The sequence below is a fragment of the Micromonospora sp. WMMD737 genome (assembly GCF_049179055.1).
Classification (GTDB): domain Bacteria; phylum Actinomycetota; class Actinomycetes; order Mycobacteriales; family Micromonosporaceae; genus Micromonospora; species Micromonospora reichwaldensis.
Genome location: NZ_JBMHMH010000001.1, coordinates 491,610 through 515,697, shown reverse-complemented (window position 1 = coordinate 515,697; position 24,088 = coordinate 491,610). Strand labels below are relative to the sequence as shown.

At 74.9% G+C, this 24,088-nt stretch carries 24 protein-coding genes and 1 pseudogene; 14 read left to right on the top strand and 11 right to left on the bottom strand.

The window, feature by feature from the left end:
• Positions 1 to 54: 54 nt before the first annotated feature.
• Positions 55 to 294, bottom strand: a complete 240-nt coding sequence (locus ACN27A_RS01540; protein ID WP_421449211.1) for a DUF397 domain-containing protein — start codon at positions 292 to 294, stop codon at positions 55 to 57.
• Between the two features lie 260 nt (positions 295 to 554).
• Here ACN27A_RS01540 and ACN27A_RS01535 point away from each other — a divergent pair, with 260 nt between their 5' ends.
• The gene (locus ACN27A_RS01535; protein WP_132240227.1) at positions 555 to 1,205 is read left to right on the top strand and encodes a GGDEF domain-containing protein; all 651 of its coding nucleotides are present in this window, start codon (positions 555 to 557) and stop codon (positions 1,203 to 1,205) included.
• Between the two features lie 118 nt (positions 1,206 to 1,323).
• Positions 1,324 to 1,974 carry a flavodoxin family protein gene (locus tag ACN27A_RS01530; protein WP_421449210.1) on the top strand — a complete coding sequence of 217 codons (651 nt, stop codon included), beginning with the start codon at positions 1,324 to 1,326 and terminating at the stop codon, positions 1,972 to 1,974.
• A gap of 4 nt (positions 1,975 to 1,978) precedes the next feature.
• Here ACN27A_RS01530 and ACN27A_RS01525 read toward each other — a convergent pair whose 3' ends face one another.
• Positions 1,979 to 2,461, bottom strand: a complete 483-nt coding sequence (locus tag ACN27A_RS01525; RefSeq protein WP_421449209.1) for a type II toxin-antitoxin system PemK/MazF family toxin — start codon at positions 2,459 to 2,461, stop codon at positions 1,979 to 1,981.
• 88 nt (positions 2,462 to 2,549) lie between these two features.
• Here ACN27A_RS01525 and ACN27A_RS01520 point away from each other — a divergent pair, with 88 nt between their 5' ends.
• From ACN27A_RS01520 to prfH, 5 genes and pseudogenes are all read left to right on the top strand, one after another.
• The gene (locus ACN27A_RS01520) at positions 2,550 to 3,152 is read left to right on the top strand and encodes a DUF4291 domain-containing protein (protein ID WP_421449207.1); all 603 of its coding nucleotides are present in this window, start codon (positions 2,550 to 2,552) and stop codon (positions 3,150 to 3,152) included.
• Positions 3,153 to 3,229: 77 nt separating this feature from the next.
• Positions 3,230 to 3,844: a hypothetical protein gene (locus ACN27A_RS01515; protein ID WP_421449205.1), complete on the top strand. Its 615-nt coding sequence runs from the start codon at positions 3,230 to 3,232 to the stop codon at positions 3,842 to 3,844.
• Between the two features lie 346 nt (positions 3,845 to 4,190).
• A pseudogene (gene blaOXA / locus ACN27A_RS01510) lies at positions 4,191 to 4,934 on the top strand (class D beta-lactamase); the annotation flags it as partial.
• Between the two features lie 224 nt (positions 4,935 to 5,158).
• Positions 5,159 to 6,334: an RNA ligase RtcB family protein gene (locus tag ACN27A_RS01505; RefSeq protein WP_421449204.1), complete on the top strand. Its 1,176-nt coding sequence runs from the start codon at positions 5,159 to 5,161 to the stop codon at positions 6,332 to 6,334.
• Positions 6,331 to 7,020 (top strand): peptide chain release factor H, encoded by a 690-nt coding sequence (gene prfH, locus ACN27A_RS01500; RefSeq protein ID WP_421449202.1) that lies wholly within the window; start codon positions 6,331 to 6,333, stop codon positions 7,018 to 7,020. Before ACN27A_RS01505 ends, prfH begins: the two co-directional genes overlap by 4 nt.
• A 158-nt stretch (positions 7,021 to 7,178) precedes the next feature.
• Here prfH and ACN27A_RS01495 read toward each other — a convergent pair whose 3' ends face one another.
• Entirely contained in the window at positions 7,179 to 7,757 is a 579-nt protein-coding gene (locus ACN27A_RS01495; RefSeq protein ID WP_421449200.1) for an AAA family ATPase, read from the bottom strand.
• Between the two features lie 141 nt (positions 7,758 to 7,898).
• Positions 7,899 to 9,536 (bottom strand): BCCT family transporter, encoded by a 1,638-nt coding sequence (locus ACN27A_RS01490; protein ID WP_421449198.1) that lies wholly within the window; start codon positions 9,534 to 9,536, stop codon positions 7,899 to 7,901.
• Between the two features lie 480 nt (positions 9,537 to 10,016).
• On the opposite strand from ACN27A_RS01490, the gene ACN27A_RS01485 reads away from it, so the two are divergent.
• Both ACN27A_RS01485 and ACN27A_RS01480 read left to right on the top strand, forming a co-directional pair.
• On the top strand, positions 10,017 to 10,607 hold the full coding sequence (locus ACN27A_RS01485; RefSeq protein WP_421449196.1) for a D-alanyl-D-alanine carboxypeptidase family protein: 591 nt from the start codon (positions 10,017 to 10,019) through the stop codon (positions 10,605 to 10,607).
• A gap of 31 nt (positions 10,608 to 10,638) precedes the next feature.
• Complete coding sequence (locus ACN27A_RS01480; RefSeq protein ID WP_421449194.1) at positions 10,639 to 11,910, top strand: hypothetical protein; 1,272 nt, start codon at positions 10,639 to 10,641, stop codon at positions 11,908 to 11,910.
• A gap of 12 nt (positions 11,911 to 11,922) precedes the next feature.
• Here ACN27A_RS01480 and ACN27A_RS01475 read toward each other — a convergent pair whose 3' ends face one another.
• The 6 genes from ACN27A_RS01475 to ACN27A_RS01450 all read right to left on the bottom strand — a co-directional run bounded on the left by ACN27A_RS01475 (position 11,923) and on the right by ACN27A_RS01450 (position 17,718).
• Entirely contained in the window at positions 11,923 to 12,858 is a 936-nt protein-coding gene (locus tag ACN27A_RS01475) for a TauD/TfdA family dioxygenase (RefSeq protein ID WP_421449192.1), read from the bottom strand.
• Positions 12,859 to 12,945: 87 nt separating this feature from the next.
• A complete protein-coding gene (locus ACN27A_RS01470) occupies positions 12,946 to 13,704 on the bottom strand; it encodes a thioesterase II family protein (protein ID WP_421449190.1) in 759 nt (252 codons plus the stop codon).
• 271 nt (positions 13,705 to 13,975) lie between these two features.
• Positions 13,976 to 14,365 (bottom strand): DUF2267 domain-containing protein, encoded by a 390-nt coding sequence (locus tag ACN27A_RS01465; protein ID WP_421449189.1) that lies wholly within the window; start codon positions 14,363 to 14,365, stop codon positions 13,976 to 13,978.
• Positions 14,366 to 14,501: 136 nt separating this feature from the next.
• Positions 14,502 to 15,866 carry an MGH1-like glycoside hydrolase domain-containing protein gene (locus ACN27A_RS01460; protein ID WP_421449187.1) on the bottom strand — a complete coding sequence of 455 codons (1,365 nt, stop codon included), beginning with the start codon at positions 15,864 to 15,866 and terminating at the stop codon, positions 14,502 to 14,504.
• On the bottom strand, positions 15,863 to 16,681 hold the full coding sequence (locus ACN27A_RS01455) for a TIM barrel protein (protein ID WP_421449185.1): 819 nt from the start codon (positions 16,679 to 16,681) through the stop codon (positions 15,863 to 15,865). Before ACN27A_RS01455 ends, ACN27A_RS01460 begins: the two co-directional genes overlap by 4 nt.
• Positions 16,678 to 17,718, bottom strand: a complete 1,041-nt coding sequence (locus ACN27A_RS01450; RefSeq protein WP_421449182.1) for a zinc-binding dehydrogenase — start codon at positions 17,716 to 17,718, stop codon at positions 16,678 to 16,680. The genes ACN27A_RS01455 and ACN27A_RS01450 overlap by 4 nt, the downstream gene beginning before the upstream one ends.
• Before the next feature lie 116 nt (positions 17,719 to 17,834).
• Here ACN27A_RS01450 and ACN27A_RS01445 point away from each other — a divergent pair, with 116 nt between their 5' ends.
• The 5 genes from ACN27A_RS01445 to ACN27A_RS01425 all read left to right on the top strand — a co-directional run bounded on the left by ACN27A_RS01445 (position 17,835) and on the right by ACN27A_RS01425 (position 22,401).
• Positions 17,835 to 19,229, top strand: coding sequence for an ABC transporter substrate-binding protein (locus ACN27A_RS01445; protein WP_421449180.1), 1,395 nt, complete (start codon positions 17,835 to 17,837; stop codon positions 19,227 to 19,229).
• Complete coding sequence (locus ACN27A_RS01440; protein ID WP_421449177.1) at positions 19,226 to 20,188, top strand: carbohydrate ABC transporter permease; 963 nt, start codon at positions 19,226 to 19,228, stop codon at positions 20,186 to 20,188. Before ACN27A_RS01445 ends, ACN27A_RS01440 begins: the two co-directional genes overlap by 4 nt.
• Entirely contained in the window at positions 20,188 to 21,054 is an 867-nt protein-coding gene (locus ACN27A_RS01435; protein WP_132240245.1) for a carbohydrate ABC transporter permease, read from the top strand. The genes ACN27A_RS01440 and ACN27A_RS01435 overlap by 1 nt, the downstream gene beginning before the upstream one ends.
• Before the next feature lie 49 nt (positions 21,055 to 21,103).
• Positions 21,104 to 21,700, top strand: a complete 597-nt coding sequence (locus tag ACN27A_RS01430) for a GNAT family N-acetyltransferase (protein ID WP_421449175.1) — start codon at positions 21,104 to 21,106, stop codon at positions 21,698 to 21,700.
• Positions 21,701 to 21,795: 95 nt separating this feature from the next.
• On the top strand, positions 21,796 to 22,401 hold the full coding sequence (locus tag ACN27A_RS01425) for a class I SAM-dependent methyltransferase (RefSeq protein ID WP_421449174.1): 606 nt from the start codon (positions 21,796 to 21,798) through the stop codon (positions 22,399 to 22,401).
• 96 nt (positions 22,402 to 22,497) lie between these two features.
• On the opposite strand, the gene eccB is transcribed toward ACN27A_RS01425, so the two are convergent.
• Complete coding sequence (gene eccB, locus ACN27A_RS01420; RefSeq protein WP_421449171.1) at positions 22,498 to 23,883, bottom strand: type VII secretion protein EccB; 1,386 nt, start codon at positions 23,881 to 23,883, stop codon at positions 22,498 to 22,500.
• Positions 23,884 to 24,088: the final 205 nt, after the last annotated feature.

Below are 24,088 nucleotides of genomic sequence, written 5' to 3'. Positions count from 1 at the left end.
GAGTGAGGTGAACTTCCTCGGTGCGGACAATTCGTCCCGGTCGGCGGGACGCGCTCAGGCGATCAGGTTGTCGAAGTCCCCGTCGCGCGCGCCGCGCACGAAGGCGGCGATCTCGTCCACCGTGTAGATCAACGCCGGCCCCTCCGGGTGCCGGGAATTGCGCAGGGCGATGCCGGCGCCGCCGGGCAGCTCGGCCAGCTCGACGCAGTTGCCGCTGGGATTGCTCCGGCGGCTCTTCTGCCAGGCGAGCGGGGGCAGCTGGGTGGTGGGAACGCCGTTCGGAGGCTGCTGCATGGACGTCTTTCTCTCGCGAGCCCCGCGATGCCGGGCAGCGGTGCCTGATGAGGGGGCACGATATCGACGAAGGGCTTCCTGCACGTGCATCTGCTATTGCATCTGCACCGGACAGCGAGCATGATAACGCACGTGGACAGTGCCCATCTGTTCACTCTGAGTGACCCGACCTGGGGCTGCCACCAGGCCGGACGGGGCCCGACACGCGGGCGCGGACCGCCGCGCGCGGGGCCGGCGGCGACGTGCTGATGGGAGGTCTCGTGCCGGATCCGTTGACCATCGCGTCCGGCATCTGTGCCGCCGGGGCACTCGTCACCTCCTGGCAGCTGCGGCGCCGCGCCATCCAGGCCGAGGTCGAGATCCGGCACCTCCAGGCCGAGCTCGCCGCCGAGCGGCACGCCGCCAGCCACGACCCCCTGACGGGCCTGCCCAACCGCCGCGCGTTCTACCGCCTGGCCGCCACGCTGCTCACCGACGCGGCCGGGCAGCCGCTGATCGCCGTGGTGCTCGACCTCGACGACTTCAAGCAGATCAACGACCGTTACGGCCACGCCGCCGGCGACCAGGTGCTGGTCAGCGTCGCCCAACGGCTCGCCGCCTTCGCCGGGGACAACCTGGTCGCCCGGCTCGGCGGCGACGAGTTCGCCGGCCTGCTGGCCAGCCCCACGATCGACCGGCGGTGGATCGAGCACGCCACCCGGCGGCTCTGCGACAGCCTCGCCGCGCCGATCCCGCTGGGCGGGCTCAGCGTCCGGGTGACCGCCTCCGTCGGGCTCGCCCCCGTCACCGGGCCCGCGCAGCTCACCGAGGCGCTCGACCGGGCCGACGCCGCCATGTACCGGGCCAAGAGCCTCGGAGTGGCCCGCCCGCCCCGGCAACTCGTCGACAGCGCCCACCTGGCGGAGTGCTGAGCGCGCAGGCCCACGCCAGCGGACCGCCGGTCGGGACACGACGCGTTTCGACGTGTCTCGCGCCGGTTGCCGGGTATGCCGGCAGGGTCAGCGCCGCACCGGCCGAGGGAGGAACACCGTGGCGAGCATCCGGGCCCTGGTCCTGAACTGCACCCTCAAGCGGTCCCCCGCCCCGTCGAGCGCCGAGGTGCTCGGGCGCGAGGTGCTCGACGCCCTCGCCGACCAGGGCGTGCCGGGCGACCTGATCCGGGTCGTCGACCACGACGTGCGCTTCGGCGTCTCCACCGACGAGGGCGACGGCGACGGCTGGCCGGTCATCCGGTCCAGGCTGATGGCCGCGCAGATCCTCGTCATCGCCACGCCGATCTGGCTCGGTCAGCCGTCCGCCGTGTGCAAGATGGTCCTCGAACGGCTCGACGCCGAGCTCTCCGAGACCGACGCCGAGGGCCGGCTGCTCACCTACGGCAAGGTGGGCGGGGTCGCGGTCGTCGGCAACGAGGACGGCGCGCACCACACCATCGGCGAGGTCCAGCAGGCCCTCAACGAGGTCGGCTTCACCTGCCCCGCGGCGGGCGCCACCTACTGGGTCGGCGAGGCGCTGCACAAGGTCGACTACATCGACGCCCGGCCCAAGCCCGACACCACGGGACGCACCACAAAGGCGTTGGCGCTCAACAGCGCGCACCTGGCCCGGCTGCTGGCCGAGCAGCCGTACCCGCCGCCGGACACCCGCGACGCCGGGATCGGCCCGAGCCGCGAGCCGGCCTGACGGGTCAGCGCCAGCCGTAGCCGGCGCGCAGGGCCCGGGCGACCCGGTCGAAACGGGCCCGGTCCAGCACCGCGCCCTCCCGGCGGATGCCGTCCTCCCGCATGGTCAGCACCCGGTCCAGCCGCACCCAGCTCGGCCGGTTGTCCCGGTCCCACTCGCCCGGGCCGAGCGCCAGCCAGTGCCGCTGCCCGTCGCGCTCGCTCTGACTGGACAGCATCAGCCCGAACAGCGTCCGGCTGTGCCGGCCCACCACCAGCACGGGGCGGTCCTTGCCCTGGCGCGGGTCGTCCTCGTACTGCACCCAGGTCCAGACGATCTCGCCCGGATCGGCGTGCCCGTCGAGCTCCGGCGCGTACGCCAACTGCCGGCGCTGCAACGCCGCGACCTGGCGGGGGCGGGCGACCCGCGCCGGGCCCGGCCCGGGCCGGCGCGGCGACGGGATCACCCCGCCGATACGGGCCGCCACACTCCTGAGAAGACCTGCCACGACCGGCAGCCTATCCCCCACCGGGGCCGCCGGCCCGGGCGGGACAATCCGATGGACCGGGCCCGGACGATCGGTCAGGATCGGCGCCATGCAGGTCCCCGCCCACCAGGTCCGCGCCCGCTTCACCGCCGACACCGTGACCGTGTACCAGGCGTACCCGCCGGAGATCGCCCGCCCGGCGCTGGCCGCCGGCCGCTTCGTGCCGCCGTTCAAGCGGGAACGGATGACCTGGATCAAGCCGTCGTTCCGCTGGATGATGTACCGCTGCGGCTGGGGCACGAAGCCCGGGCAGGAGCGGGTGCTGGCCGTCGAGATCACCCGCGCCGGCTTCGAGTGGGCGCTCACCAACTCGTGCCTGAGCAGCTTCGAGCGCGACCGCCACCAGGACCGGGAGGACTGGTCGCGACGGCTGCGGGCCAGCCCGGTGCGGGTGCAGTGGGACCCGGAACGGTCGCTGCGCCTGGCCCCGCTGCCGCACCGGTCCCTACAGGTGGGGCTCTCCGGTGAGGCGGTGCGCCGGTACGTCGACGAGTGGCTGGTCGGTCTCACCGACGTGACCCCGACCGCCCACGCGGTGCGCGCGGCGCTCGACGCCGGCGACGACACCGCCGCCGGGGCGCTGCTGCCCCCGGAGCGCCCGTACCCGCTGCCGCCCGACGTGGCCGCCGTGATCGGCGCGTCCGCACCGTGACCGGACCCCGTGCCCCCGGCGGGCGCGCCGTCCGGTCCCGGTCCGCCTCCACCCGCCGTTCGCCACGGCTCCAGCCGGTGCTCGAGGTGGATCGCCTCGACGACTTCCCGCTCTGGCCGGTGGCCGACGTCGGCCCGTGGCTGGCTCTCTCCGGCGCGCTGACCGCCGCCGAGGTGGGTGCCGCCGTGGCCCGGATCGCGGCGTACAACCACCTCGACGATCGCACGGTGTGGCCCGGGGACGACGATCCGCTGACCGCCGTGCTGCCGGTGGTGGCGGCCGGCCCGGGGCCCGGCTCCCTGGTGGTGCCCGGCGGTCTGCGCCTCACCGACCCGGTGACGGGGGCGCGGGTCGATCCGGGCTGTTGCAGTGGCCTGGAGGACTGGCGCGAGTGGTACGAGATCCCGGCCGGCCGCTCACCGGACCTCGGCCACGACCCCGACCCCTGGGTGGAGCGGCGCCCCGGCGGCACGGTCCGGGTGTGGGCGGACGAGGAGGGCAGTTCCTGGGTGGACATCCACGTCGAGGAGCTGACGGGGCTCGTCGACGGCGTCCGGGCGGACCTGGCCGGGTTCCTGCGGGCGCTGCGGGGCTGGGCCGACGACGTCGTTCCCGCCTGCGCGGACGAGCTGGTCGCGAACCTGGACCGGCATCTGCGGGTGTCGGAGCCGGACGCCCCGACGAGGCCGTGAGCCGACCGGCGGCGCGGTGGTCGGGCGGCGCCGTATCCCATGGCACGTGCTTCACTGGGGGTGTCGGTGCCGGCACGGACGGAGGCGGTGGCGGGTGGTCTTCGAGACACGGACGCGAAGCCTGGCCGCGCCGCCGACGGCGGTCCGTCCGGGCCTCGTAGCGGTCGGGGTGCCGGGCGAGGTCGTCGGCCTGGGCCGCGCCCGCCCCCGGCGGCGGGTCGCGGGCGCCACGGCCGTCGCCCTGCTCCTGCTGGCCGGCGCGACCGGTTGCACCGGCAGCGGGCGTCCGCAGCCGCCGCCGGCCGGCGCGTCCGCCACCGCCTCGACGGGTCCTTCCCCCACGCCGAACGCGCCGGCGGTCGAGGTCCGCGACGACCTGGCCGGCCTGTTCCGGCAGGCCGGCCTCCGGGGCACCTTCGTCATGTACGACGTGACGGCCGGCCGCGTCGTCATGGTCGACCGGGCGCGGGCCGAGCGTCGGTTCGTCCCCGCCTCGACGTTCAAGATCGCGCACAGCCTGATCGCGCTGGAGACCGGCGTGGTGCGCGACGATCGGGAGAAGGTCCCCTACGGCGGTCGGCCGCAGCGCGTCGCCGCCTGGGAGCGGGACATGGGGCTGCGCGACGCGGTCCGGGTCTCCAACGTGCCGGTGTTCCAGGAGCTGGCCCGCCGCATCGGGCCGGACCGGGAGCGGGAGTGGCTGCACCGGCTCGGCTACGGCAACGGCGAGGTCGGGCCGGCCGTGGACCGGTTCTGGTTGGACGGGCCGCTGGAGATCTCGGCCGACGAGCAGGCGCGGTGGCTGGCCCGGCTGGCCCGGGGCGAGCTGCCAGCCGACCGGGGGCACCCGGCCACTGTCCGGGACATCCTGCGCCTGGAGCGCACCGCCGGGTACGCCCTGTACGGCAAGACCGGCTGGACGGAAGCCACCGACCCGGGCACGGGATGGTGGGTCGGCTGGGTCGAGCGCGACGACCGGCTGTACGGCTTCGCGTTGAACGTGGACCTCCGGACGGACGGCGACGCCGACAAGCGTCTGCCGCTGGGCCGGCAACTGCTGCACCGCCTCGGCGCCCTGCCCGCCCCCTGACAGCCGCCCACCGTCGCGACGACCCACGGCTTGGGGGCGGAACCCTGGCAGGGCGTCGAACAGGTCGCCGGCGCGGCGGAAAGTCGGTTGCCGCACCCGGTCGGCTCCGGAACAGTGTCGTCCATGACGTTCTGACGGGCAGTATCCCCATCGCCGAGGCGCGCGGCACCGACCGGTGTCGTGGTGCCGTCCGTCCATGCTGTTCCAGCGAGAAGCGAGCGTCCTTGTCTCCGCACCAGTCCCTGCCGCAGTCCACCCCGGCCACCGTCACCGTCTTCGCCTCCCCCACGAGCTGGATCGAGTCCGAGGCCCTGACGCAGTGCCAGCAGGTGGCCGCCCTCCCCGGCATGATCCACGTCGCCGCCATGCCGGACCTGCACCCGGGCAAGGGTGCCCCCATCGGCGCCGCCATGGCGTCGACCGTGCTGTACCCGTTCCTGGTGGGCTCCGACATCGGCTGCGGCATCGCCGTGTTCCCCATCAGGCTCAAGCGGGCCGTGCCGGAGCGGCTCGCCGCCAGGTTCCCCGACCTCGACCGCCCCCTCGACCCCAGGCGGGACGCCGACGACCCCGCCTGGGCCGCCGCGACGGGCGACATCCCCGCCGGTCACGTCGACGGGCTCGGGACGGTCGGTCGCGGCAACCACTTCGTCGAGCTGGCGCGCGTCGACACGGTCTTCGAGCCGGGCCACGCGGGCCGGCTCGGGCTCGACGCGGGCGACCTCTTGCTCATCGTCCACACCGGCTCCCGGGGCCTGGGCGAGCGGATCCTGCGGGCGCACACCGAGACCCACGGCGCGGGCCCCGCCCCCGATCCCGCCGCCTACCTGGCGGCGCACGACGACGCCGTACGGTGGGGCTCGCTCAACCGGCGGCTGCTGGCCGCCCGGGTCGCCCACGCCCTGGGGGCCGAGCCCACCGAGCCCGTCGTCGACCAGTGCCACAACCTGGTGGAGGTCCACGACGGGGTCTACCTGCACCGCAAGGGCGCGGCGCCGGGCGACGGCCGCGACGTGCTCGTCGCCGGCACCCGGGGCACCGCCTCCTACCTCGTGGCCGCCCACGCCGGCCCGGACGCCAACCACTCGGTGGCGCACGGCGCGGGCCGCAAGATGTCCCGCGCCGACGCCCTGCGGCGCAGCCGGGCCAAGCACACCGTCGAGGAACTGCGGCGCACGCCGGTGGGGTCGCTGGTGGTGTGCGGCGACCGCCAGCTGCTCTTCGAGGAGGCGCCCACGGCCTACAAGCGCATCGAGCGCGTGATCACGGATCTCGTCGACCACGACCTGGCCACGCCCGTGGCCACCACGGTCCCCCTGGTCACCTACAAGACGCCCGACGTGGGGTCCAGCACCCGGTCCGACCGCCGCGACGACCGCCGCAAGCGGGGCCGGCAATGAGCCTGCACCTGCTCGTGTCGGCCGGGCGTGGCCCGCAGGAGTGCGCCTGGGCGCTGGCCCGGCTGCTGCACCGCCTGGAGACCGAGGCCGCCCGGCGGGGCCTGACGACCCACCGGGTCCAAACCGTGCCCGGCGAACGGCCCGACACCTACCGGTCGGCAGTGGTCCGGATCTCCGGCGACGGCGCCGAGGCGTTCGCCGCCTCGTGGACCGGCACCCTGTGCTGGCAGGCCCCCAGCCCCTACCGGGCGGGCACCGGCCGGAAGAACTGGTACGTCGTCGCCCGCCCGTGCCAGCTCGACAGCCCGACCACGGCGTTCGCGGAGGCGGACGTCGACATCGTGGCCTGCCGTACCGGGGGCCCCGGCGGCCAGCACCGGAACAAGGCCAGCACGGCGGTGCGGGCGACCCACCGCCCGTCGGGCATCGTCGTGGTGGTCGACACCGAGCGGCAGTTCAGCCTCAACCGGCGCCTCGCCATCCAGCTGCTGCGACAGCGGATCGCCCGCGACGACGAGACCGCCGAGCGCGCCGCCGGCACGGCCCGGTGGCGCGTCCACGACGAACTCGTCCGCGGCGACCCCACCCGCGTCGAACGCCCGGAACCGTCGGGTCAGGGGGCCGGTCCCCCGCAGCGGACGCGCCGGGGGCGCTCACCCCGCCGCCGGGACGCGTCAGCGTCGTGAGCGGCGGGAGCCGGCCGCCTCGGCACCGTCACCCGCACCCGCTTTTCCTGCGGCGGCTCAGGCGGGCGTCGCGTCGGAGCGGCGGTCCACGCCTGTTCCGCACGCCCGCGCGGGTGGCCGGACCGCGCGGGGTGGCCGGACCGTGGCCGGTCCCCGCGCTAGCTGAGGCAGGCGAGGAGTTCGCGGTAGGCCTCGTCCTCCCTGCCGTGCTCGCTGCGCACCACGCTCGTCCCGGGCCGGGCGGCGACGACGGCGAGCAGCCGGTCGTACATCGCCGCCAGCTCGGTGGTCCCGCCATGCCGGTCGAGCAGGCGCTGGGCGTCGAGATGCGCCGGATCCGTGGAGGTACGGCTGCGTTCGGCGAATCGCCGCAGCGCGTTCTCCTTGTCGTCGAGTAGGACGACCTCGTGGAACCGGGCGCCGGTGTCGTGTGCCACGCGCTCGGCCTGCTCAATGAACTCGGAACGGCCGAGGAACTGCGGGATGATCACGTCGTGGCGGCCGGCCAGGTGCGCCCGGGCCGCCGCCAGCGTGACGGCGCGGGCGAGGAGACCGGCGGGACCGGCATGATCACGCCACCGCCCGATGAGGTCACGGATCCGGTCGATGTCGAGGTCGAGCGCGAGGGGGTGGTCCTCGACGTACCTGCGGGCCAGCGTCGACTTGCCGCAGCCGGGTGGCCCGTTGAGCACGATCAGGCGTGGCGCCCGCGCGGCAGCCGGCTGGGCCTGGGTCACGACACGCCTCCTCGCTCGGCCCGCCGCCGGGAGGCGCCGCCCGTACGGACGTCCACGATGGTACGTCCACGGGCCGGAGCCCACGTGCCGCGCGGGCCGTCCCCGGGTTCGAAGGGACGGCCCGCGCCGCACGCGCCGGGGTCAGGAGGACTCGGGCCTCCTGGCGGCCGGTGACGTGCCCGCGGACACGAGGGCCCGCAGTTCCGGGGCCATCGTGGCGCTGTCCGGCTCGCGCCGCAGCTCGCGGAGCAGGCCGACGACCATGCCGACCATGACGAACAGGAACGGCAGCGCGGCGAGGATGGTCAGCGACTGCAGGGCGGACAGTCCGCCGGCGAGCAGCAGCACCGCGGCCACCAGGCCGGTCAGCACGCCCCACATGGAGACGAGCCAGGCCTTCGGCTCCAGGCTGCCGCGCGAGGAGAGCGTGCCCATCACCACCGAGGCGGCGTCGGCGCCGCTGACGAAGAAGAGCGCCACCAGCACCATGACCAGGATCGCGGTGACGGTGAAGAACGGGAACTCCCGCAGGACCGCGAAGAGCGCCGCCTCCGGGCTCTCCTTCACCGCGGCCGACAGGTCGGTGCCGTTGAGTTGCAGGTCGATGGCGGTACCGCCGAACACCGAGAACCAGACGAAGCTGACGAGGCTCGGGATGGCCACCACACCGAGGACGAACTGGCGGATGGTGCGGCCCTTGGAGATGCGGGCGATGAAGGCGCCGACGAACGGGGTCCAGGAGATCCACCACGCCCAGTAGAAGATGGTCCAGCCCGCCATCCACTGCTCGCCGCCGAAGGCGCCGGTGCGGAAGCTCATCGGGATGAGGTCGTAGAGGTAACCGCCGGTGGACGCGGTGAGCGTGTTGAGGACGAAGACCGTCGGGCCCACCACGAGCAGGAAGAACATCAGCGCCACCGCGAGCACCATGTTGGTGTTCGACAGGAACTGGATGCCCCGCTTGACGCCCGTGACGGCGGAGACCACGAACGCCACGGTGAGCACCGCGATGATGCCGATCGCCAGTGGGGTGGACTTCGGCACGTCCCAGAGGTTCGTCAGGCCGCTGTTGATCTGCAGGGCACCCAGCCCGAGGGAGACGGCCGACCCGAACAGCGTCGCGAAGATCGCGAAGATGTCGATGGCCCGGCCGGGTCCCCGGTTGGCGCGCTCCCCGATGAGCGGGAAGAAGGCGCTGCTGATCAGGCCGCGCCGACCCTTGCGGAAGGTGAAGTAGGCCAGCGCGAGACCCACCACGGCGTAGATCGCCCACGGGTGCAGCGCCCAGTGGAAGAAGGAGTACTCCATGGCCACCCGCGCGGCCTGCGGGGAGTTCGGTTCGTTGAGGCCACGCGGCGGGGTCGCCAGGTGCGACAGCGGCTCGGCGGCGCCCCAGAACATCAGGCCGATGCCCATGCCGGCGCTGAACATCATCGCCACCCAGGAGACGGTGGAGAACTCGGGCTCGTCGTCGTCGCGGCCGAGCTTGATCCGGCCGTACCGGCTGAGCGCCAGCCAGATCGACAGCACCACGAAGCCGGTGCTGGCCAGCACGAAGACCCAGCCGAACGACCGGACCACCCAGTCGAGCGCGGTGTCGGTGACCGAGGCGAGGTTGTCGGTGGCGACGATGCCCCACGCGACGAAGAGAACGGTCACCGCTGCGGCGACGCCCAGCACCGTCCGGTCGATGCCCTGTGCGGGGCGGCCAGGCTCGGGTGGTGCGTCGCCCGGCGGGGTGCTGTCGTCGGTTGCCGGACCTGTCGCGGACACGGTCATGGTCTGTGGACCTCCGTGGGCTGCCCGGTCCGCGGGCCGTGTTCCCGGCTCCGCGCGCGCCGGCCGGCCCGCATGTCGGGGTGTCCCGCGCCCCGTCCGGGGCCCGGGAACTCGGAAAGTTGTCGCCGCCGGTGCCGACGTCGTTCCGGCGGGCGTACGGGTCGGCCGGGGCTCGGCCGCCACGGACGTCGGCGACGACCGGCGATCACTTTCGGCGTCGATGTTGGAGGTGACCCTGCGGTCTCATGACAGTCCGGTGACAAAACCGGCGGGAGCCGACTCCACGACCGCGCGCTGAGTAGTCGTACTCAGGCCGGCGCGTGACGGTTGCGGAAGTCTGACTCCATGATTTCGGTCGATGACGTGGAGTGCCACGGGTCAGGGGCATCGACGAGGCAACGGCTTCCTGGTCGACGGCGGGCGCCGGCCGGGCCACGGGTCAGGTCCGTCGTCGTCCGCCTGGCCCGGCGGGCGAACATCATGAGCGCGGCCCGGTCCGCCCGGCGCCTCGATCGCGTGTACGAGGTCGTCACGCTGACTCTCGCGGTGGTGCTCCTGCCGGTGGCGTTCGTCGTCGCGGGCGGCCGGGCGAAGCATGTGGCCTGCCAGTGGGCGCTGGCGACGCGTTTTCCGGCCGAGGACCTGACCGGCCTGACGCCCGCCACGCGCGCGGCCTTCGAGGCCGCCCGGGCGCAGGCCCTGTGGCGCGACGGTGAGCTGATCGGGCTCACGTCCGGGCACCGGACCGCCGAGGAGCAGGCACGCCTGTTCGCCGAGGCGGTCCGGTGCGCCGGGTCCCCGGAGGCGGCCCGGCTGCGGGTACTCCCGCCGCACGAGTCGCGGCACGTCGCGGGCACGGCCCTCGACGTACGACCCGCCGAGGGCGCGCGCTGGTTGGAGACGTACGGCGCGCACCACCATCTGCACCGGGTGTACGACAACGAGTGGTGGCACTTCGAGTACCGGCCCGGTCGTCGCCCCGAGCGGCTGCCCCACCCGGGTGCCGCGACGCCCCCGACCGTGGCCCCCGCCTGGCCGTCGAGGCTGGTGCGGCTGACCGACCGGTGGTGACGGCGGCCCGCCGAGCGGGCACAGTGAAGCGGTGACCACCGACATCCGTACCCCCCTGGCCCGCTACGCCGACCGCCTGCACGCCGTGATCGGCGCCGGGCACCACGTCGCCTCCCCGCTCGGCGCGTGGCTGCTGCTGGCGCTCGCCGCACCGGCCGCCACCGGCCCGACCCGCGCGGCGCTGGAGGAGGTGCTCGGCACCGACGTCGAGGCCGCCGCCACGGCCGCCGACGCCCTGCTGGCGGAGCCGCATCCGCTGGTGCCCTCGGCGACCGCGTTCTGGCACCGGCCCGGCGTCGGGACGCACGGGCTCGACGGGTGGCGGGGCGCCCTGCCCGCGTCGACCGCGACCGGGGCGCTGCCGGACCAGGCGGGGCTCGACGCGTGGGCCCGGGAGCACACGCTCGGCCTCGTCGAGGCGTTCCCGCTGAAGGTCTCGCCGCGGGTGCTGCTGGTGCTGGCCAGCGCCCTGGCCACCCGGGTCTCGTGGGCGGCCCCGTTCGAGGTGGCGCCGGCTGGCGCGCTCGGGCCCGGCAGCGCCTGGGCCGGCGGGCTGCGCCGGGTGCTGCGCAGCCCGGAGTACGGCCATCGCTGCTGGATCGCCGACACCGCGCGGGCCGGCACCGTCGCCGTGCACGCCGCCCCCGCCCAGTCTGCGGGAGCCGACGGCGGCGGGGCCGGGCTGCTGGTGGTCTCCGTCGTCGCGGCACCCGACGTGCCGGCCGGGGACGTCCTCGCGGCGGCCCAGGAGCTGGCGACGGCCGTCGCCGACACGCCGGAGCATGAGCTGCCCGCACCGCGGCTTTCCCTGTTCGACGTGCCACTGGGCGAGGGCCCGCTCTGGACGCTGCGCGAGGAGCCGACCCACACGTACGCGCCGCACGGCCGGGAGGAGCGGGTGACGGCGGTGCTGCCCTGCTGGTCGGCCCGCAGCCGGCACGAGCTGACCGCCCCCGGGCTGGGCTTCCCCGCCGTCGCCGGGGTGTTCGGCGAGTTGCTGGACTCGCCGGGGCTCGAGTTCGAGGCGGCCCAGGCGGCGACGGCCAGCTACGGCCGGTACGGCTTCGAGGCGGCGGCCGTCACCGGCTTCGCCTCGACGGTCAGCCTGCCGCCGGAGGGGGTGGCCCGGATCGCGGAGCTGCGCTTCGGCCACCCGTACGCCGTGGTGGCGGTCGCCACCGACGGGCGGGGCGACGGCGGCGCGGCCGGCCCGTGGCACGGGGTGCCGGTCTTCTCCGCCTGGGTCACCGACCCGGAGGAGCTGTCGGAGGCCGACGCTGCGGGCCGCCACGGGAACGGGTAGCCGCGACGCGGATCAGGGGGTGTGCGGCTCGGCCATCGCGACGGCGATCTTGCGAGGGCCGGTGAACGGCTCCCGGCCGTGCGCGGCGGTCATGTTGTCCACGACCAGCACGTCGTCGCGCCGGTAGTCGAAGCGGACGCTGGCCGCCCGGTAAGCGGCCCGCAGGTGGTCCATGACGTCGGCGGGTATCTCGCCGCCGTCGCCGTAGTACGTGTTGGCCGGCAGCCCGTCGGTGCCGAACATGGCCAGCAGCCCCTCCTGGAGATCCTTGGCGAGGGTGCTGACGTGGAAGAACGTGGCGTGGTTGAACCAGCGCGGGGTGTCCGAGCCGGGCCGGTGGTGCACGACGTCGCGCACCGCGCGGGTACGCAGCCCGTCGGTGCCCCGCCACTCCAGCTCGATCCGGTTCGCCGCCGCGTACGCCTCGACCTCGGCCCGGTCGTCGGTGCCGAAGACGTGCTGCCACGGGGTGCCGAAGTCGCCGTGGAAGTTGCGCACCAGCATCCAGCGGCGGCGGACGAACTCCTCGCGTACCGCCGGATCGATCTCGGCGTACACCCGGCGGACGTCGGCCAGCGGGGTGGCGCCCCGCGTCTGCGGCGCGGTGATGCAGTAGAAGAACAACGTCAACGGCCAGCGGGCCTGGTACGAGTTCTCGTTGTGCAGGAAGATCTCCTCGTCCGGCGGGTAGTCGGTCGAGGTGTAGACCCGGCCGGCGATGGCGTGCCGGGGCGACGAACGCTCGGTGTAGACCAGCGGCTCGCCGGACAGCGCCCGCACCGCCCGGTCGAAGCCCTCGACGCCGCCGACGTCGAACCCGCGGAACAGCAGCCCGCCGTGCTCGACCAGGCCCGTCCGCAGCTCCGCGCGGCGGGCGGCGATCAGCTCGGTCAGCTCGCGGCCGTCGTTCTCGACGACGATCGGCAGCGTGGCGGTCCGGTCACTCATGCTCTCGCTCCTGTCGTCGCCCGCCGTCGCCGCGGGTGGCCGCGGGACAGCGGGATGGCGGCCCGGACGGCGGCCGTGGTGGGCGGCTCACCCGTGCTGGCGGGTGGCCGCGTCGGTGCGGGCGGCGGTGAGGTCCGCCCGGATCACGGCGAGCAGGTCGGGCAGCCGCTCGTTGAGGAAGAAGTGCCCGCCGTCGATCTCGTGCAGGGTGAAGCCGGCGGCGGTGTGCTCCCGCCAGCCGGCGCTGTGCTCCCGGTAGACGGTGTCGTCGCCGCGCCCGCTGAACGCCACGATCGGCATCGGCAGCGGCTCCTCGGGGGTGTAGCGGTAGTCGTCCACCCGGGCGAGGTCGGCGCGCAGCAGGGGCAGCAGCAGCTCGACCAGCTCCGGGTAGTCCAGCAGCCCGGCCGGCAGTCCGCCGCCGGCCGCCAGGCGACGCAGCAGTTCGTCGTCGTCCACCCGGGACAGCCCGTCGAAGTGGCTGGGCGCGCTGACGTGCGGGGCGCGGGCGCCGCCGACGTAGAGCCGCAGCGGCAGCGGACGCCCGGCGCGGCGCAGCTCGCGGACGACCTCGAAGGCGACCCGGCCGCCCATCGAGTGGCCGTAGATCGCGTACGGGCCACGGATCCGCTCGGCGATGGCGTGCGCGACGTCGCCGATCGTGAACACCGGGTTCTCGCTGATCCGGTTCTCGCGGCCGGGCAGCTGCACCGGCAGCACCTCGACGTCGGGGCCGAGCTCGTCCTGCCAGCGCCGGAAGACGGTCGCGCCCCCGCCCGCGTAGGGCAGGCAGAAGAGTTGGACCGGCGCCGGGTGCCAGCCGCCGGCGGAGAGGAACCAGGTCACCGCGCGCCTTTCGTCGGGAGGGGCCGCTCCGGTGCCGCTGGCGCCGGAACGGGTGGTGGGGCGCTCCGGCGCGCCGGAGCGACCCGGGGTGCGGCGCCCTCCGAGGCATCGGCGGGCCGACCGCGATCGGGCCGACCGCCATGCTCCAGGAGGGGCCTCATGATCTGCCTATACCTTCGGGTCGGAAGCAGCATAAGGCGCGATGCCCGCCCGCGAGGATCCGCGTGGCGGGCCGGCGCGACGGGTGAGCGGGCAGCGGCGGGGTGGCCGGTCAGGCGTCGTCCGGTCGGGGGATCGGTTGGGTCATGCCGTCGAAGTCCCGGGGCAGTCGGGCCACCATGTCGCGGAACTCGTCGACGGTGACCGCCTCCCGCAGCGTGGCGAAGACGGCACCGGTTCCCGCCCGGGCGGTGGCCTCGTCCGTTCCGGCCCGCTCCCCCACCCGACGCACGAAGTCCGTCGGACCGGGCGCGCCGGGCGGGCCGTCGCCGGAACCGGCGCCCGCGAGATAGCCGTCGAGTTCGTCGGGGAGGCGACCGGCCGCACCGCCGCTCATCCGTTCCACCATGGTCTGCAACACGGCGCGGGCGATCGTGGCGGCCTGGGCGGTGGGTAGTCCGGCGCGGCGCGACACCGCGTCGACGAAGAGGGGGAACCGCACGGCAGCCTCCTGTCGTCAGCGGCCCCACGCTTACCCGCGCCCGGCACCGGCAAACGACCCGCCGTCCGGCCGGCCCCGGGCGCGGGGCCGTCGACGGACGTCGTACCCGCCGGCTGACCGGGACGCCCCGCCGGGATCAGCCGGCCGGGTCGTCGGCGAGGACGTCGAGCAGCAGCGCGGCCGTCCAGCCGAACGCCGGTGAGCCCAGCCCGGCCCCGGTGTCCGGGTGGAAGTACTCGTGGCAGCCGGAGCGGGCCACCAGCTCGATCATCGAGTCGCGCAGGCCGGCCGCCAGGTCCGGGCGGCCGTGGCGCAGCAGCCCCCGGCGCACCAGCCAGTTGACGTTCATCCAGCTCGGCCCGCGCCAGTAGCGCAGCGGCTCGAAGTCCGGCGCGGTGCGGTCGTGGCTGGGCAGCGGCCGGTCCATCCGGGCGGCCAGCCCGAAGCGCGGCGAGCATGCCTCGGCGACCAGCGCCGACACCTGCCGCGCCGGCAGGTCGGGCAGGACCAGCGGGGCCAGGCCGAGCACCGTCCGGGCCGGCACGAGGCGGTCGGCGCGCAGGTCCCGGGGGTGGAAGGCGCCCGTCGTCGGGTCGTACAGCCGGCGCACCAGGGCCTCGGTGATCCGCGCGGCGCGCTCCCGGTGCGGCCCGGGGTCGGCGCCGACCAGCGGCGCGATCCGGGCGAGGGCGTGCTCGGCGGCGCCCATGGCGGCGTTGACCAGCGGGCACTCCACCAGGAACGGGTGCCGGCCGGCGAGGTCGTCGTCGCGGTAGCGGCGCTCGCGGTAGGACGCCACGATCGCGACGTAGCGCGCGTAGTCGAGGTCCGTGGGCCGGTGCGCGGCGTCGGCGTGCGCGGTGTCGTGCCGGCGGTACGCGCGCATGACGGCCGCGTCGGCGGGCACCGCCGCCATCGGCGCGTCCCAGGCGGGGCTGTTGTCCAGCCCGGACTCCCACGGGTGGACGATGCAGGCCAGCCCGCCGCCGCCGACGTCCCGGCGGGTGGCGAGGTAGCGCTGCTGCGCCACCAGCCGGGGATAGAGCCGGCGCAGCGCCGCCCGCGCCTGCTCCGAGGGGCACCGGCGGTACGCGAGCCACGCGGCGGGCGCGTGCACGGGCGGCTGGATCAGCCCGGAGGTGGCGGCCGCCGGGGCGCCCTCGGCGAGCCCCGACGCCCAGAACTCCGGCCCCGGGAAGTACGAGCCGACGCGCAGGGCCGGGTTGAACACGATGTGCGGCACCCGCCCGTCGACCCACTGGGCGCGGAACAGGCTGGCCAGCTCGCACCAGGCGCGTTCGGGGCGGACGTGGGACCAGCCGATGGCGATGAACGCCGAGTCCCAGCTCCACTGGTGCGGGTAGAGGGTGCGCGAGGGCACCGTGTGGTCGTGTTCCCAGTTGGCGTCGAGGGTGGCGACGGCGAGGCGGCGCAGGGCCCCCCGGTCGTGGGCGCCGGCGTCGACGGCGGTGGGCGGGCCGCCGGCGGTCCCGGTGCTCACGCCGCCGCCTGCCGGGGCTGGGCGTGGCGCAGCACGGCGGCGGCCTGGTGCAGGGCGCGTACGGGGTCGCCGCGCAGCCGGCACTCCAGCGCCAGCCAGCCCCGGTAGTCGATCTCCAGCAGGGTGCGGAGCAGCGCCGGCCAGTCGAGGTGCCCGGCGCCGGGCTGGTGGCGGTTGGAGTCGCTGACCTGCACGTGCCCGAGGTACGGGGCGGCGGCGCGCAGCGCCCGGTGCACGTCGTCCTCCTCGATGTTCATGTGGAAGGTGTCCGCCACCACCCGCACCGTCGGCAGCCCGACGGCCGCGCAGAGGGCGACCGCGTCGGCGAGCCGGTTGACCATGTGGTCCTCGTACCGGTTGAGCGGTTCCAGGAAGAGGGTGACCCCCTCGGCGCGGGCGTGCTCGCCCAGCTCGCCCAGGGCGTCGACGAGCACCTGCCGGTCGGCGGCGGGTGGGCGGGGCGGCTCGAACGGCGGCAGCCGCCGGGAGAACATCCCCCACGCGGCCGGGGTCATCGCGCCGACGCCGCCCAGCTCGGCGATCACGGAGAGCTGGGAGCGCAGGTTGCGTACGGCGTCGCGGGAGCGCTCGGGGTCGAAGTCGCCGATGAAGTGGTCCATCTCCACGCAGACGGTGGGCATGACCACCCCTGCGGCGCGGGCCCGGCGCAGCTCGGGCAGCCGGCGGGCGAGGCCGAGGTCGCCGGCGCCGCGCAGCTCGATCGCGTCGTAGCCGAGCGCGGTGGCGAGCGCGTACTTCTGGATCAGGTCGGTGCCCGGCAGGAGCTGTTCCTGGCAGGCCAGCGGAATCGTCATGGGAACCTCAGCACGACTTGGAGGGCGTCCGCGTCACCGCGGTCGAGCAGCGCCAGCGCGTCGGCCACCGCGCTCGCGTCGACGACGTGGCTCACGAGCGGCAGCGGGTCGACGCTGCCCTCGGCCACCAGATCCATGAAGGTGTGTGCGACGCGGGCACCGGTCCACCGGCCGGCCATGCCGGGCGCCGGGGTCGGCCCGGAGACCTGGGCCGCCACCAGCTGGATCCGGTTGTGGTGGAACTCCTCACCCAGGCCGAGCCCGTCGGCCTGTCCCTGGTAGAAGCCGGCGGCCACGACGCGGCCGGCGTGGGCGGTGGAGCGGATCGCCTCGTGCAGCGCCGGGTACGCCCCGGACAGTTCCAGGCAGACGTCCGCGCCCCGGCCGCCGGTGGCCCGGCGCAGCACGGCCGCGGCGGACTCGGCGCCCGCGTCGACGACGATCCGGGCGCCGAGTCGGCCGGCGTGCGCCAGCCGGGCGGGCACCCGGTCGACGGCGACCACGCGCGCGCCGGAGAGGGCGGCGAGCCGGGTGGCGAGCAGCCCGATGACGCCCTGCCCGAAGACCGCGACCCAGTCGCCCAGGTGCAGGTCGCCGGTGAGCACGGCGGTGAGGGCGATCGCCCCCGGGCGGGCGAAGACCGCCGCGAGGGGATCCAGCCCGGCGGGCAGCGGGTGCACCGTGTCGGCGGGCACGACGGCCTCGGCGCGGTGCCCCCAGATGCCCCAGACGACCTGCCCGGCCCGCCGGTCGGCCACGTCGGACGCGATCTCGACGATCTCGCCGACCTCCTCGTAGCCGAAGCCCACCAGCGGGTACGGCACGGCGGTCTGCCGGGGCACGAACATCCGGCTGACGTCGTCCCAGTCCTTGCTCAGCCGGGGGTTGCTGCCCCGGTAGAGGGTGAGCTCCGTGCCGGCCGAGATGCCGGAGTAGCAGGTGCGGACGCGGACCTGGCCGGGGCCGAGCGGGTCCGGGGGGCAGGGCTCGAGGCTGATCCGTCGGGGCCCGGCGAGTGAGACAACCCAGTTGACCATGAGTCACATCCCGGTAGCACTGGGCTCCATCGTAGGCAATAAATCGGCATATGTCTTGTAATTGATCAATCGAAGGGGTTGAATCCCTTGTATACCCTTCGAGAGGAGTGCCACCGATGTCAGCACCTCCGATGCGGATACTCGCCGCCACCCTGATCATGGCAGTCACCGGGGCCACCCTGCTGGGTTGCGGCGACGAAGCATCCGACAGCGACAGCAGGAAGATCACCGTGTGGAGCCTGGAGGACGTGGCCGACCGGGTCACCGCCACCAAGGCGATCATCGCGGACTTCACCGCCAGCACCGGCATCACCGTCGACCTCGTCACCGTCAACGAGGACCAGTTCCCCGCCCTGATCGCCACCAGCGCCGCCGCCGGCGAACTGCCCGACGTGGTCGGTTCGGTGTCGCTCGCCGGCGTGCGCACCCTCGCCGGCAACGAACTGCTGCACTCCTCGGCGAACGCGGAGGTCGTCGAGAAGCTCGGCCGCCAGACCTTCTCGCCGCGGGCCCTGGAGCTGACCGCGGACGACGGCACGCAGCTCGCCGTGCCCAGCGACGGCTGGGGCCAGCTGCTCGTCTACCGCAAGGACCTGTTCGCCGCCGCCGGGCTGCCCGCCCCCGACACGTACGAGCGGATCGCCGCCGCCGCGACGAGGCTCAACGCCGGCGGCGTCGCGGGCGTCACGGCCGCCACCGCGCCCGGCGACGTGTTCACCCAGCAGACCTTCGAGCATCTCGCGCTGGCCAACAACTGCCAGCTCACCGACGACTCCGGGGCCGTGAAGCTGGACTCCCCGGAGTGTGTCGAGGCGTTCCGGTTCTACGGCGACCTGATGCGCACCAGCTCGGTCAGGGGGGCGCAGGACGTCGACACCACCCGGGCCACCTACTTCGCCGGCAAGGCGGCCATGCTGGTCTGGTCGCCGTTCATCCTCGACGAGCTGGCCGGCCTGCGCGACGACGCCAGGCCGACCTGCCCGCAGTGCCAGGCCGACCCGGCGTTCCTCGCCAAGAACAGCGGCTTCGTCACCGCGATCAAGGGCCCGAACGGCACCGAACCCGCCCAGTACGGCGAGATCAGCTCCTGGGCCGTGCTCGACGGCGCCGCCGCCGACCCGGCGAGGTCCTTCGTCGAGCACATGCTCGGCGACGGCTACCCGCGCTGGTTCGGCATGTCCCCCGAGGGGCGCTTCCCCGTCCGCAAGGGCACGCCGCAGGAGCCGGAGAAGTTCCTGACCGCCTGGAACACCAGCCAGGCCGGCGTCGACACCCGCAAGCCGCTCGCCGAGGTCTACGGCGAGGAGGTGCTCGCCAGCCTGCGCCGCAGCCCCGACACCTTCCAGCGGTGGGGCCTCACCCAAGGCCAGGGCAAGCTCGTCGGCGCGATCCTCGGCGAGCTGCCGGTGCCCAAGGCCCTGAACGACGTGGTCGCCGGCAGGACCGACGCCACCGCGGCCGCCGGACGGGCGAAGAAGGACGTGGAGGCGATCAAGGCGGGCGTCAATTGACCGCCGCCCCACCGGACACCGGCCGCTCCCCCGCCCGGGAGCGGCCGGCCCCGGCCCGCCGCCGCAGACCACTGACCCTGCGCCGCCGCGAGTCCCGCGCCGGGCTCGCGCTGGTCGCTCCGACCCTGCTCGTCGTGGTCGCCGTGATCGGCATCCCCATCGTCTGGACCGTCGTGCTGGCCTTCCAGCGGGTACGCCTGGCGACGCTGCGGCGTACGGGGCTGTTCGGCGAGTTCACGATGGACAACGTCGAGCGGGTGCTGAACACCCCCGGCTTCGCCGACACGCTGTGGACCACGCTGGTCTACGCCGTGGCCAGCACCGCCGGCTCGATCGCGCTCGGCCTGGTGGCGGCGCTGGTCGTACGCCGGCCGTTCCGGGGTCGCACCCTGGTGCGCGCGTCGATGCTGCTGCCGTACGTGGCGCCGGTGGTCGCGGTCACCTTCGTCTGGCAGGTGATGCTCGACCCGCAGCTCGGCATCGTCAACGACTGGGGGCGGCGGTTCCTCGGCTGGGACACCCCGGTGCCGTTCCTGTCCCAGGAGTCGACGGCCCTGGCCACGGTCGTCGCCTTCGAGGCGTGGCGCTACTTCCCCTTCGCGTTCCTGTTCCTGCTCGCCCGGCTCCAGGCGGTGCCGGGCGAACTGGAGGAGGCCGCCCGGGTCGACGGGGCCACGCCCACCCAGCGGTTCCGGCACATCCTGCTGCCGCAGCTGCTGCCGGTGATCGGCCTGCTGGGGGTGCTGCGCTTCATCATGACGTTCAACAAGTTCGACGACGTCTACCTGCTCACCGGCGGGGCCGCCGGCACCGAGGTGGTGAGCGTCCGGGTCTACGAGTTCCTGACCGCGCGTACGGACATCGGCGCGGCGGCGGCGCAGGCGGTCGTGCTCGCCGTGGTGCTCATCGTGTTCGTGGTGGTGTACCTGCGCTTCTTCGGCGGACGGAGGGACGGCTGATGGACCGGGACCGGATCGAGACGGTGGGCCTGCGCTGGCTGCGTCGGCTGGTGATCGCCGCGTTCCTGCTGGTCACCGTCTTTCCCTTCTACTACATGCTGGTGCTCTCGGTGCGCCCCATCGAGCGGCTGCTGCTCGACCCCGGCTCGCTGGTCGTGGGGCTGGGCGAGCTGACCTTCGACACGTACGCCGAGGTGGTGAAGGCCGTCGACGACGGCGGCCAGGGCTTCCTCACCTTCATGCGCAACAGCGGCCTGGTCGCCGTCGCGGCGACGCTGCTGACGCTGGCCGTGGCGATCCCCGGCGCGTACGCGGTCGCCCGGCTGCGGTTCTTCGGCCGGCGGCAGGTCGACTTCCTCTTCCTGGCGGTCTACCTGTTCCCGTCGATCGTCATCGCCATCCCGCTCTTCGTGGTCTTCACCCGGGCCGGGCTGCGCGGCTCGCTGCTCGGCCTGGTGCTGGTCTACATCTCGCAGACCCTGCCGGTCTCGGTCTACATGCTGCGCAACTACTTCGAGACGATCCCGGTCAGCCTGGAGGAGTCGGCCGCCATCGACGGCGCCGGGCGGCTCGGCATCATCCGCCGGGTCAGCCTCCCCCTGGCGGCGCCGTCCATCATGGCCGTCGCCCTGTACGACTTCATGATCGCCTGGAACGAGTTCCTGTTCGCCCTGCTGTTCCTGGTCGACAAGCCGCACCGGTGGACGGTGTCGCTGGGGCTGGCGCAGCTCGCGGACGGCGTCGAGGTGCCCAAGACGGTGCTGATGGCCGGCTCGGTGATCCTCACCCTGCCCATCGTGATCCTCTTCTTCGCCAGCGAGCGCCTGCTCACCGAGGGGCTCACCAGCGGGGCGGAGAAGGGCTGAGGCGGCGGGCGGGTTGCCGCGCGGTGGCCGCTGGTCGAGGATGTGCCGGGTGGATGCCTCCCCCGGCGCGGTCCCCGACGACGCGCCCACGGCTGCCCCGCCCACGGCCGGGATGCGGCTGCGCGACGTGGAGCCGGGCGACCTCGACGCGTACGTGCGGATGCGCTGCGATCCGACCGTGATGGCGGAGCTGGGCGGCCCGCAGCCGCGTGAGCGGATGCCCGCCCAGCTCCGGCGTGACCTCGAGACCGTCCGCGACGGTAGCGCCTGGATCAAGATGATCGTTACCGGCGGCTCCGCGCAGGTGGCGGGGACGGTGACGGTGTACTCCCACGGGGGCGTGTCCGAGATCGGCTGGATGGTCGTGCCGGAGTTCCAGGGCAGGGGCCTGGCGGGCAGAGCCGTCCGCGCCGTGCTCGCCCTGGCCCGGGCGGACGGCCGGTGGGGCCTCATCCACGCCTTTCCCGCCACGACCAACGCCGCGTCGAACGCGATCTGCCGGTCGGTCGGCTTCGCCCTCGTCGGCGAGGAGCAGACGGAGTTCGCCGGCCGCCTCTTCCGCACCAACCACTGGGTCGTCGATCCGTCGGCCGGCGCTGCCGGCTCGTCGGCGGAAGGCCCGGGCGGCGACGTCCCGCCGGCCTGAGCGGCCACGGTATCCCCGGCCCACGACACCGGCGGGGCATCGCCCCGTCCGCCCCACCCCCCGGGGAGCACCGGGGACCCGGCTACGGTGGCGGCATGGCAAACCCGACCCGTTGGGAGACCGAGACCGGTCCGGAGCACTCGCAGTGGTACATCGACCGGTTCCGCCGGCTGGCCGCCGAGGGGGCCGACCTGGCCGGCGAGGCCCGCCTGCTGGACGCGCTGGTCGCGCCCGGGTCCCGGATCCTCGACGCCGGCTGCGGCACCGGCCGGGTGGGCGCGGCGCTGGCCGCCCGGGGCCACACCGTGGTCGGCGTGGACGCCGATCCGGCGCTGGTGGAGGCCGCCCGCACCGACCACCCGGGCCCGCGCTGGCTGGTCGCCGACCTGAGCGAGCTGGACCTGGCGGCGGCCGGCGAGCCGGAGCCGTTCGACGCGGCGGTCGTGGCCGGGAACGTGCTGGCCTTCGTCGCCCCCGGCACCGAGCGGGAGGTGCTGCGCCGCGTCGCCGCCCACCTGCGCCCCGACGGCGTGCTGGCGGTCGGCTTCGGCACCGACCGGGGCTACCCGCTGACCGGGTTCGACGCCGACGCGGTGGCCGCCGGCCTGCGGCTGGAGCACCGCTTCGCCACCTGGGACCTGCGCCCGTGGCGCGACGACGCCGACTTCGCCGTCACCGTGCTGCGCCGCCCCGCCGACTGATCCCCGCCCGGCCGGGTCGCCCTCGCCGAGGCCACCCGAGGTCGCGGCACGGCTCCGGCACCGGCCCAGCCGGCGGCGCGCTCAGGCGGGACGCGCTCAGGCGGGGGCGGCGACGACCCGCGCGGCGGCCGGGTCGAGCGTGGCGCCGGCGGGCACCAGGGCGACCAGGCTGGCCGGCAGCCGCACCGGCCGCACGTCGCGGTAGCCGAGCGTGCCCAGCACCTCGCCGCCGGCGAGGACGTAGCGTCGGCCCAGGTCGGTGACCACGGAGACCGCGCCGCCGGTCGCACCGGGCGCCGCGACCGCCTCGACCACCGCGCCACGGCCCGGCTCCACCACGACGTGGTCGGCGCGCACCCCACCCCCGGCCGCCGGGACGGTGCGCGGCGCGGCGGCGAGGTCGGGCAGCCGTACGCCGAGCCGGACCTCCGTGACGCCGCCGTCGTCGCCCACCCGGGCGCAGAGCCCCGCCCCGTCGGAGGCGGCCAGCCGGGGCGGCGCGGTCGGCGGGGCGGTCGGCCCCGTCGGGGCCAGGTCGGGCAGCTTGGGCAGCGCCGCGAACCGCCCGAGGGTGATCGGCTCCGGCTCGCCCTGGCCGGTGCGGGCCAGCAGCAGGCCGGCCTGCAACTCGGTGATGCCGGCCAGGCCGTCCCGCAGCGCGACGGCGTACTGCCGGCCACCGCCGGAGTTGCGCACCAGGTAGACCTCGCCGATCCGCGCCCCGGACACCCGCGCGGAGCGCTCCCCCTCGGCCGGCAGGGCCAGCGGGGCGAGGTCGGCGCCGGCGGGCAGGCTGTTGAGCAGTGCCGGGGCCGCCGGGACCGCCCGGGCCCGGGTGGCCGCCAGCGCGGCCAGCACCCGGTTGGTGTCGCGCACCAGGTAGCGGCGCTGGTGCCAGACGAGGTGCAGCCCGCCGTCGGGGTGGCGCAGCAGCAGCGCGTCCTCGCCGAGGGCCCGGCCGCCGCCGGCGGTCACGCCGATCAGCAGCGCCGAGCGGGGCGTCGTCCGGTCGGCCTCGCCGGCGGCGGAGCAGACCGTCCACGGCGCGGTGGAGAGCCGGCCCTTGGCGGGCAGCGAGTCGGGGGCGTCGGCGATGCCCAGCGGCAGCCCGCGCGGCACCCCGTCGATGGCGCGCCGGGAGACGAGCACCGTCTTCGGCCGCTCGGCACCGATGATCAGCAGGGCCGAGGCGTAGTTCAGCACCGGGTGCAGCTTCTCCTCCCGGTAGACGAACCGGGCACCGGACTCCTTCTCCACGATCACCGCGCCCGGGTCGCGCCACGTGCTGCCGCCCCCGGTGAAGAGGCCGTAGAGGGCGAAACCGCCCAGGCCGATGGCCGCGACCAGCACGCTGGCCAGGCCGGCGCCGGCGAGCCGCCGGAACGGCGACTGCGCCGGGTCGGTCTCCCGCATCACCAGGGCGGCGACGGCCCGCTGGACGGTGAACTGGTACGAGTGCAGCTGGTCCTGCCGCGACGGCATCGCGTCCCCTCCGGTGGGCGGTCGGGGCACAGGATAAGCGTTGCGTCGATGCCCTGAGGACCCTGCGTGGCCGCGGCGCCGGGATTCCCGGTCGCGGCCCCCGCCGGAGCGACCAGGATCACCGCGCGGACGCGGACGCCTCTCCCTGAGGGGATAGCATGGGCACGTACGGGTACCCCCGGGGGTATGCCGGGAGAGAGCGAGG

Bases quoted from the DNA above. Each gene is read 5' to 3' on its own strand.
- ACN27A_RS01475 (WP_421449192.1), bottom strand. From the start codon at position 12,858: ATGAGTGACCGGACCGCCACGCTGCCGATCGTCGTCGAGAACGACGGC.
- ACN27A_RS01450 (WP_421449182.1), bottom strand. From the start codon at position 17,718: ATGGTCAACTGGGTTGTCTCACTCGCCGGGCCCCGACGGATCAGCCTC.
- ACN27A_RS01425 (WP_421449174.1), top strand. From the start codon at position 21,796: ATGGCAAACCCGACCCGTTGGGAGACCGAGACCGGTCCGGAGCACTCG.
- ACN27A_RS01520 (WP_421449207.1), top strand. From the start codon at position 2,550: ATGCAGGTCCCCGCCCACCAGGTCCGCGCCCGCTTCACCGCCGACACC.
- ACN27A_RS01485 (WP_421449196.1), top strand. From the start codon at position 10,017: ATGAGCGCGGCCCGGTCCGCCCGGCGCCTCGATCGCGTGTACGAGGTC.
- ACN27A_RS01455 (WP_421449185.1), bottom strand. From the start codon at position 16,681: ATGACGATTCCGCTGGCCTGCCAGGAACAGCTCCTGCCGGGCACCGAC.
- eccB (WP_421449171.1), bottom strand. From the start codon at position 23,883: ATGCCGTCGCGGCAGGACCAGCTGCACTCGTACCAGTTCACCGTCCAG.
- ACN27A_RS01445 (WP_421449180.1), top strand. From the start codon at position 17,835: ATGTCAGCACCTCCGATGCGGATACTCGCCGCCACCCTGATCATGGCA.
- ACN27A_RS01435 (WP_132240245.1), top strand. From the start codon at position 20,188: ATGGACCGGGACCGGATCGAGACGGTGGGCCTGCGCTGGCTGCGTCGG.
- prfH (WP_421449202.1), top strand. From the start codon at position 6,331: ATGAGCCTGCACCTGCTCGTGTCGGCCGGGCGTGGCCCGCAGGAGTGC.
- ACN27A_RS01540 (WP_421449211.1), bottom strand. From the start codon at position 294: ATGCAGCAGCCTCCGAACGGCGTTCCCACCACCCAGCTGCCCCCGCTC.
- ACN27A_RS01490 (WP_421449198.1), bottom strand. From the start codon at position 9,536: ATGACCGTGTCCGCGACAGGTCCGGCAACCGACGACAGCACCCCGCCG.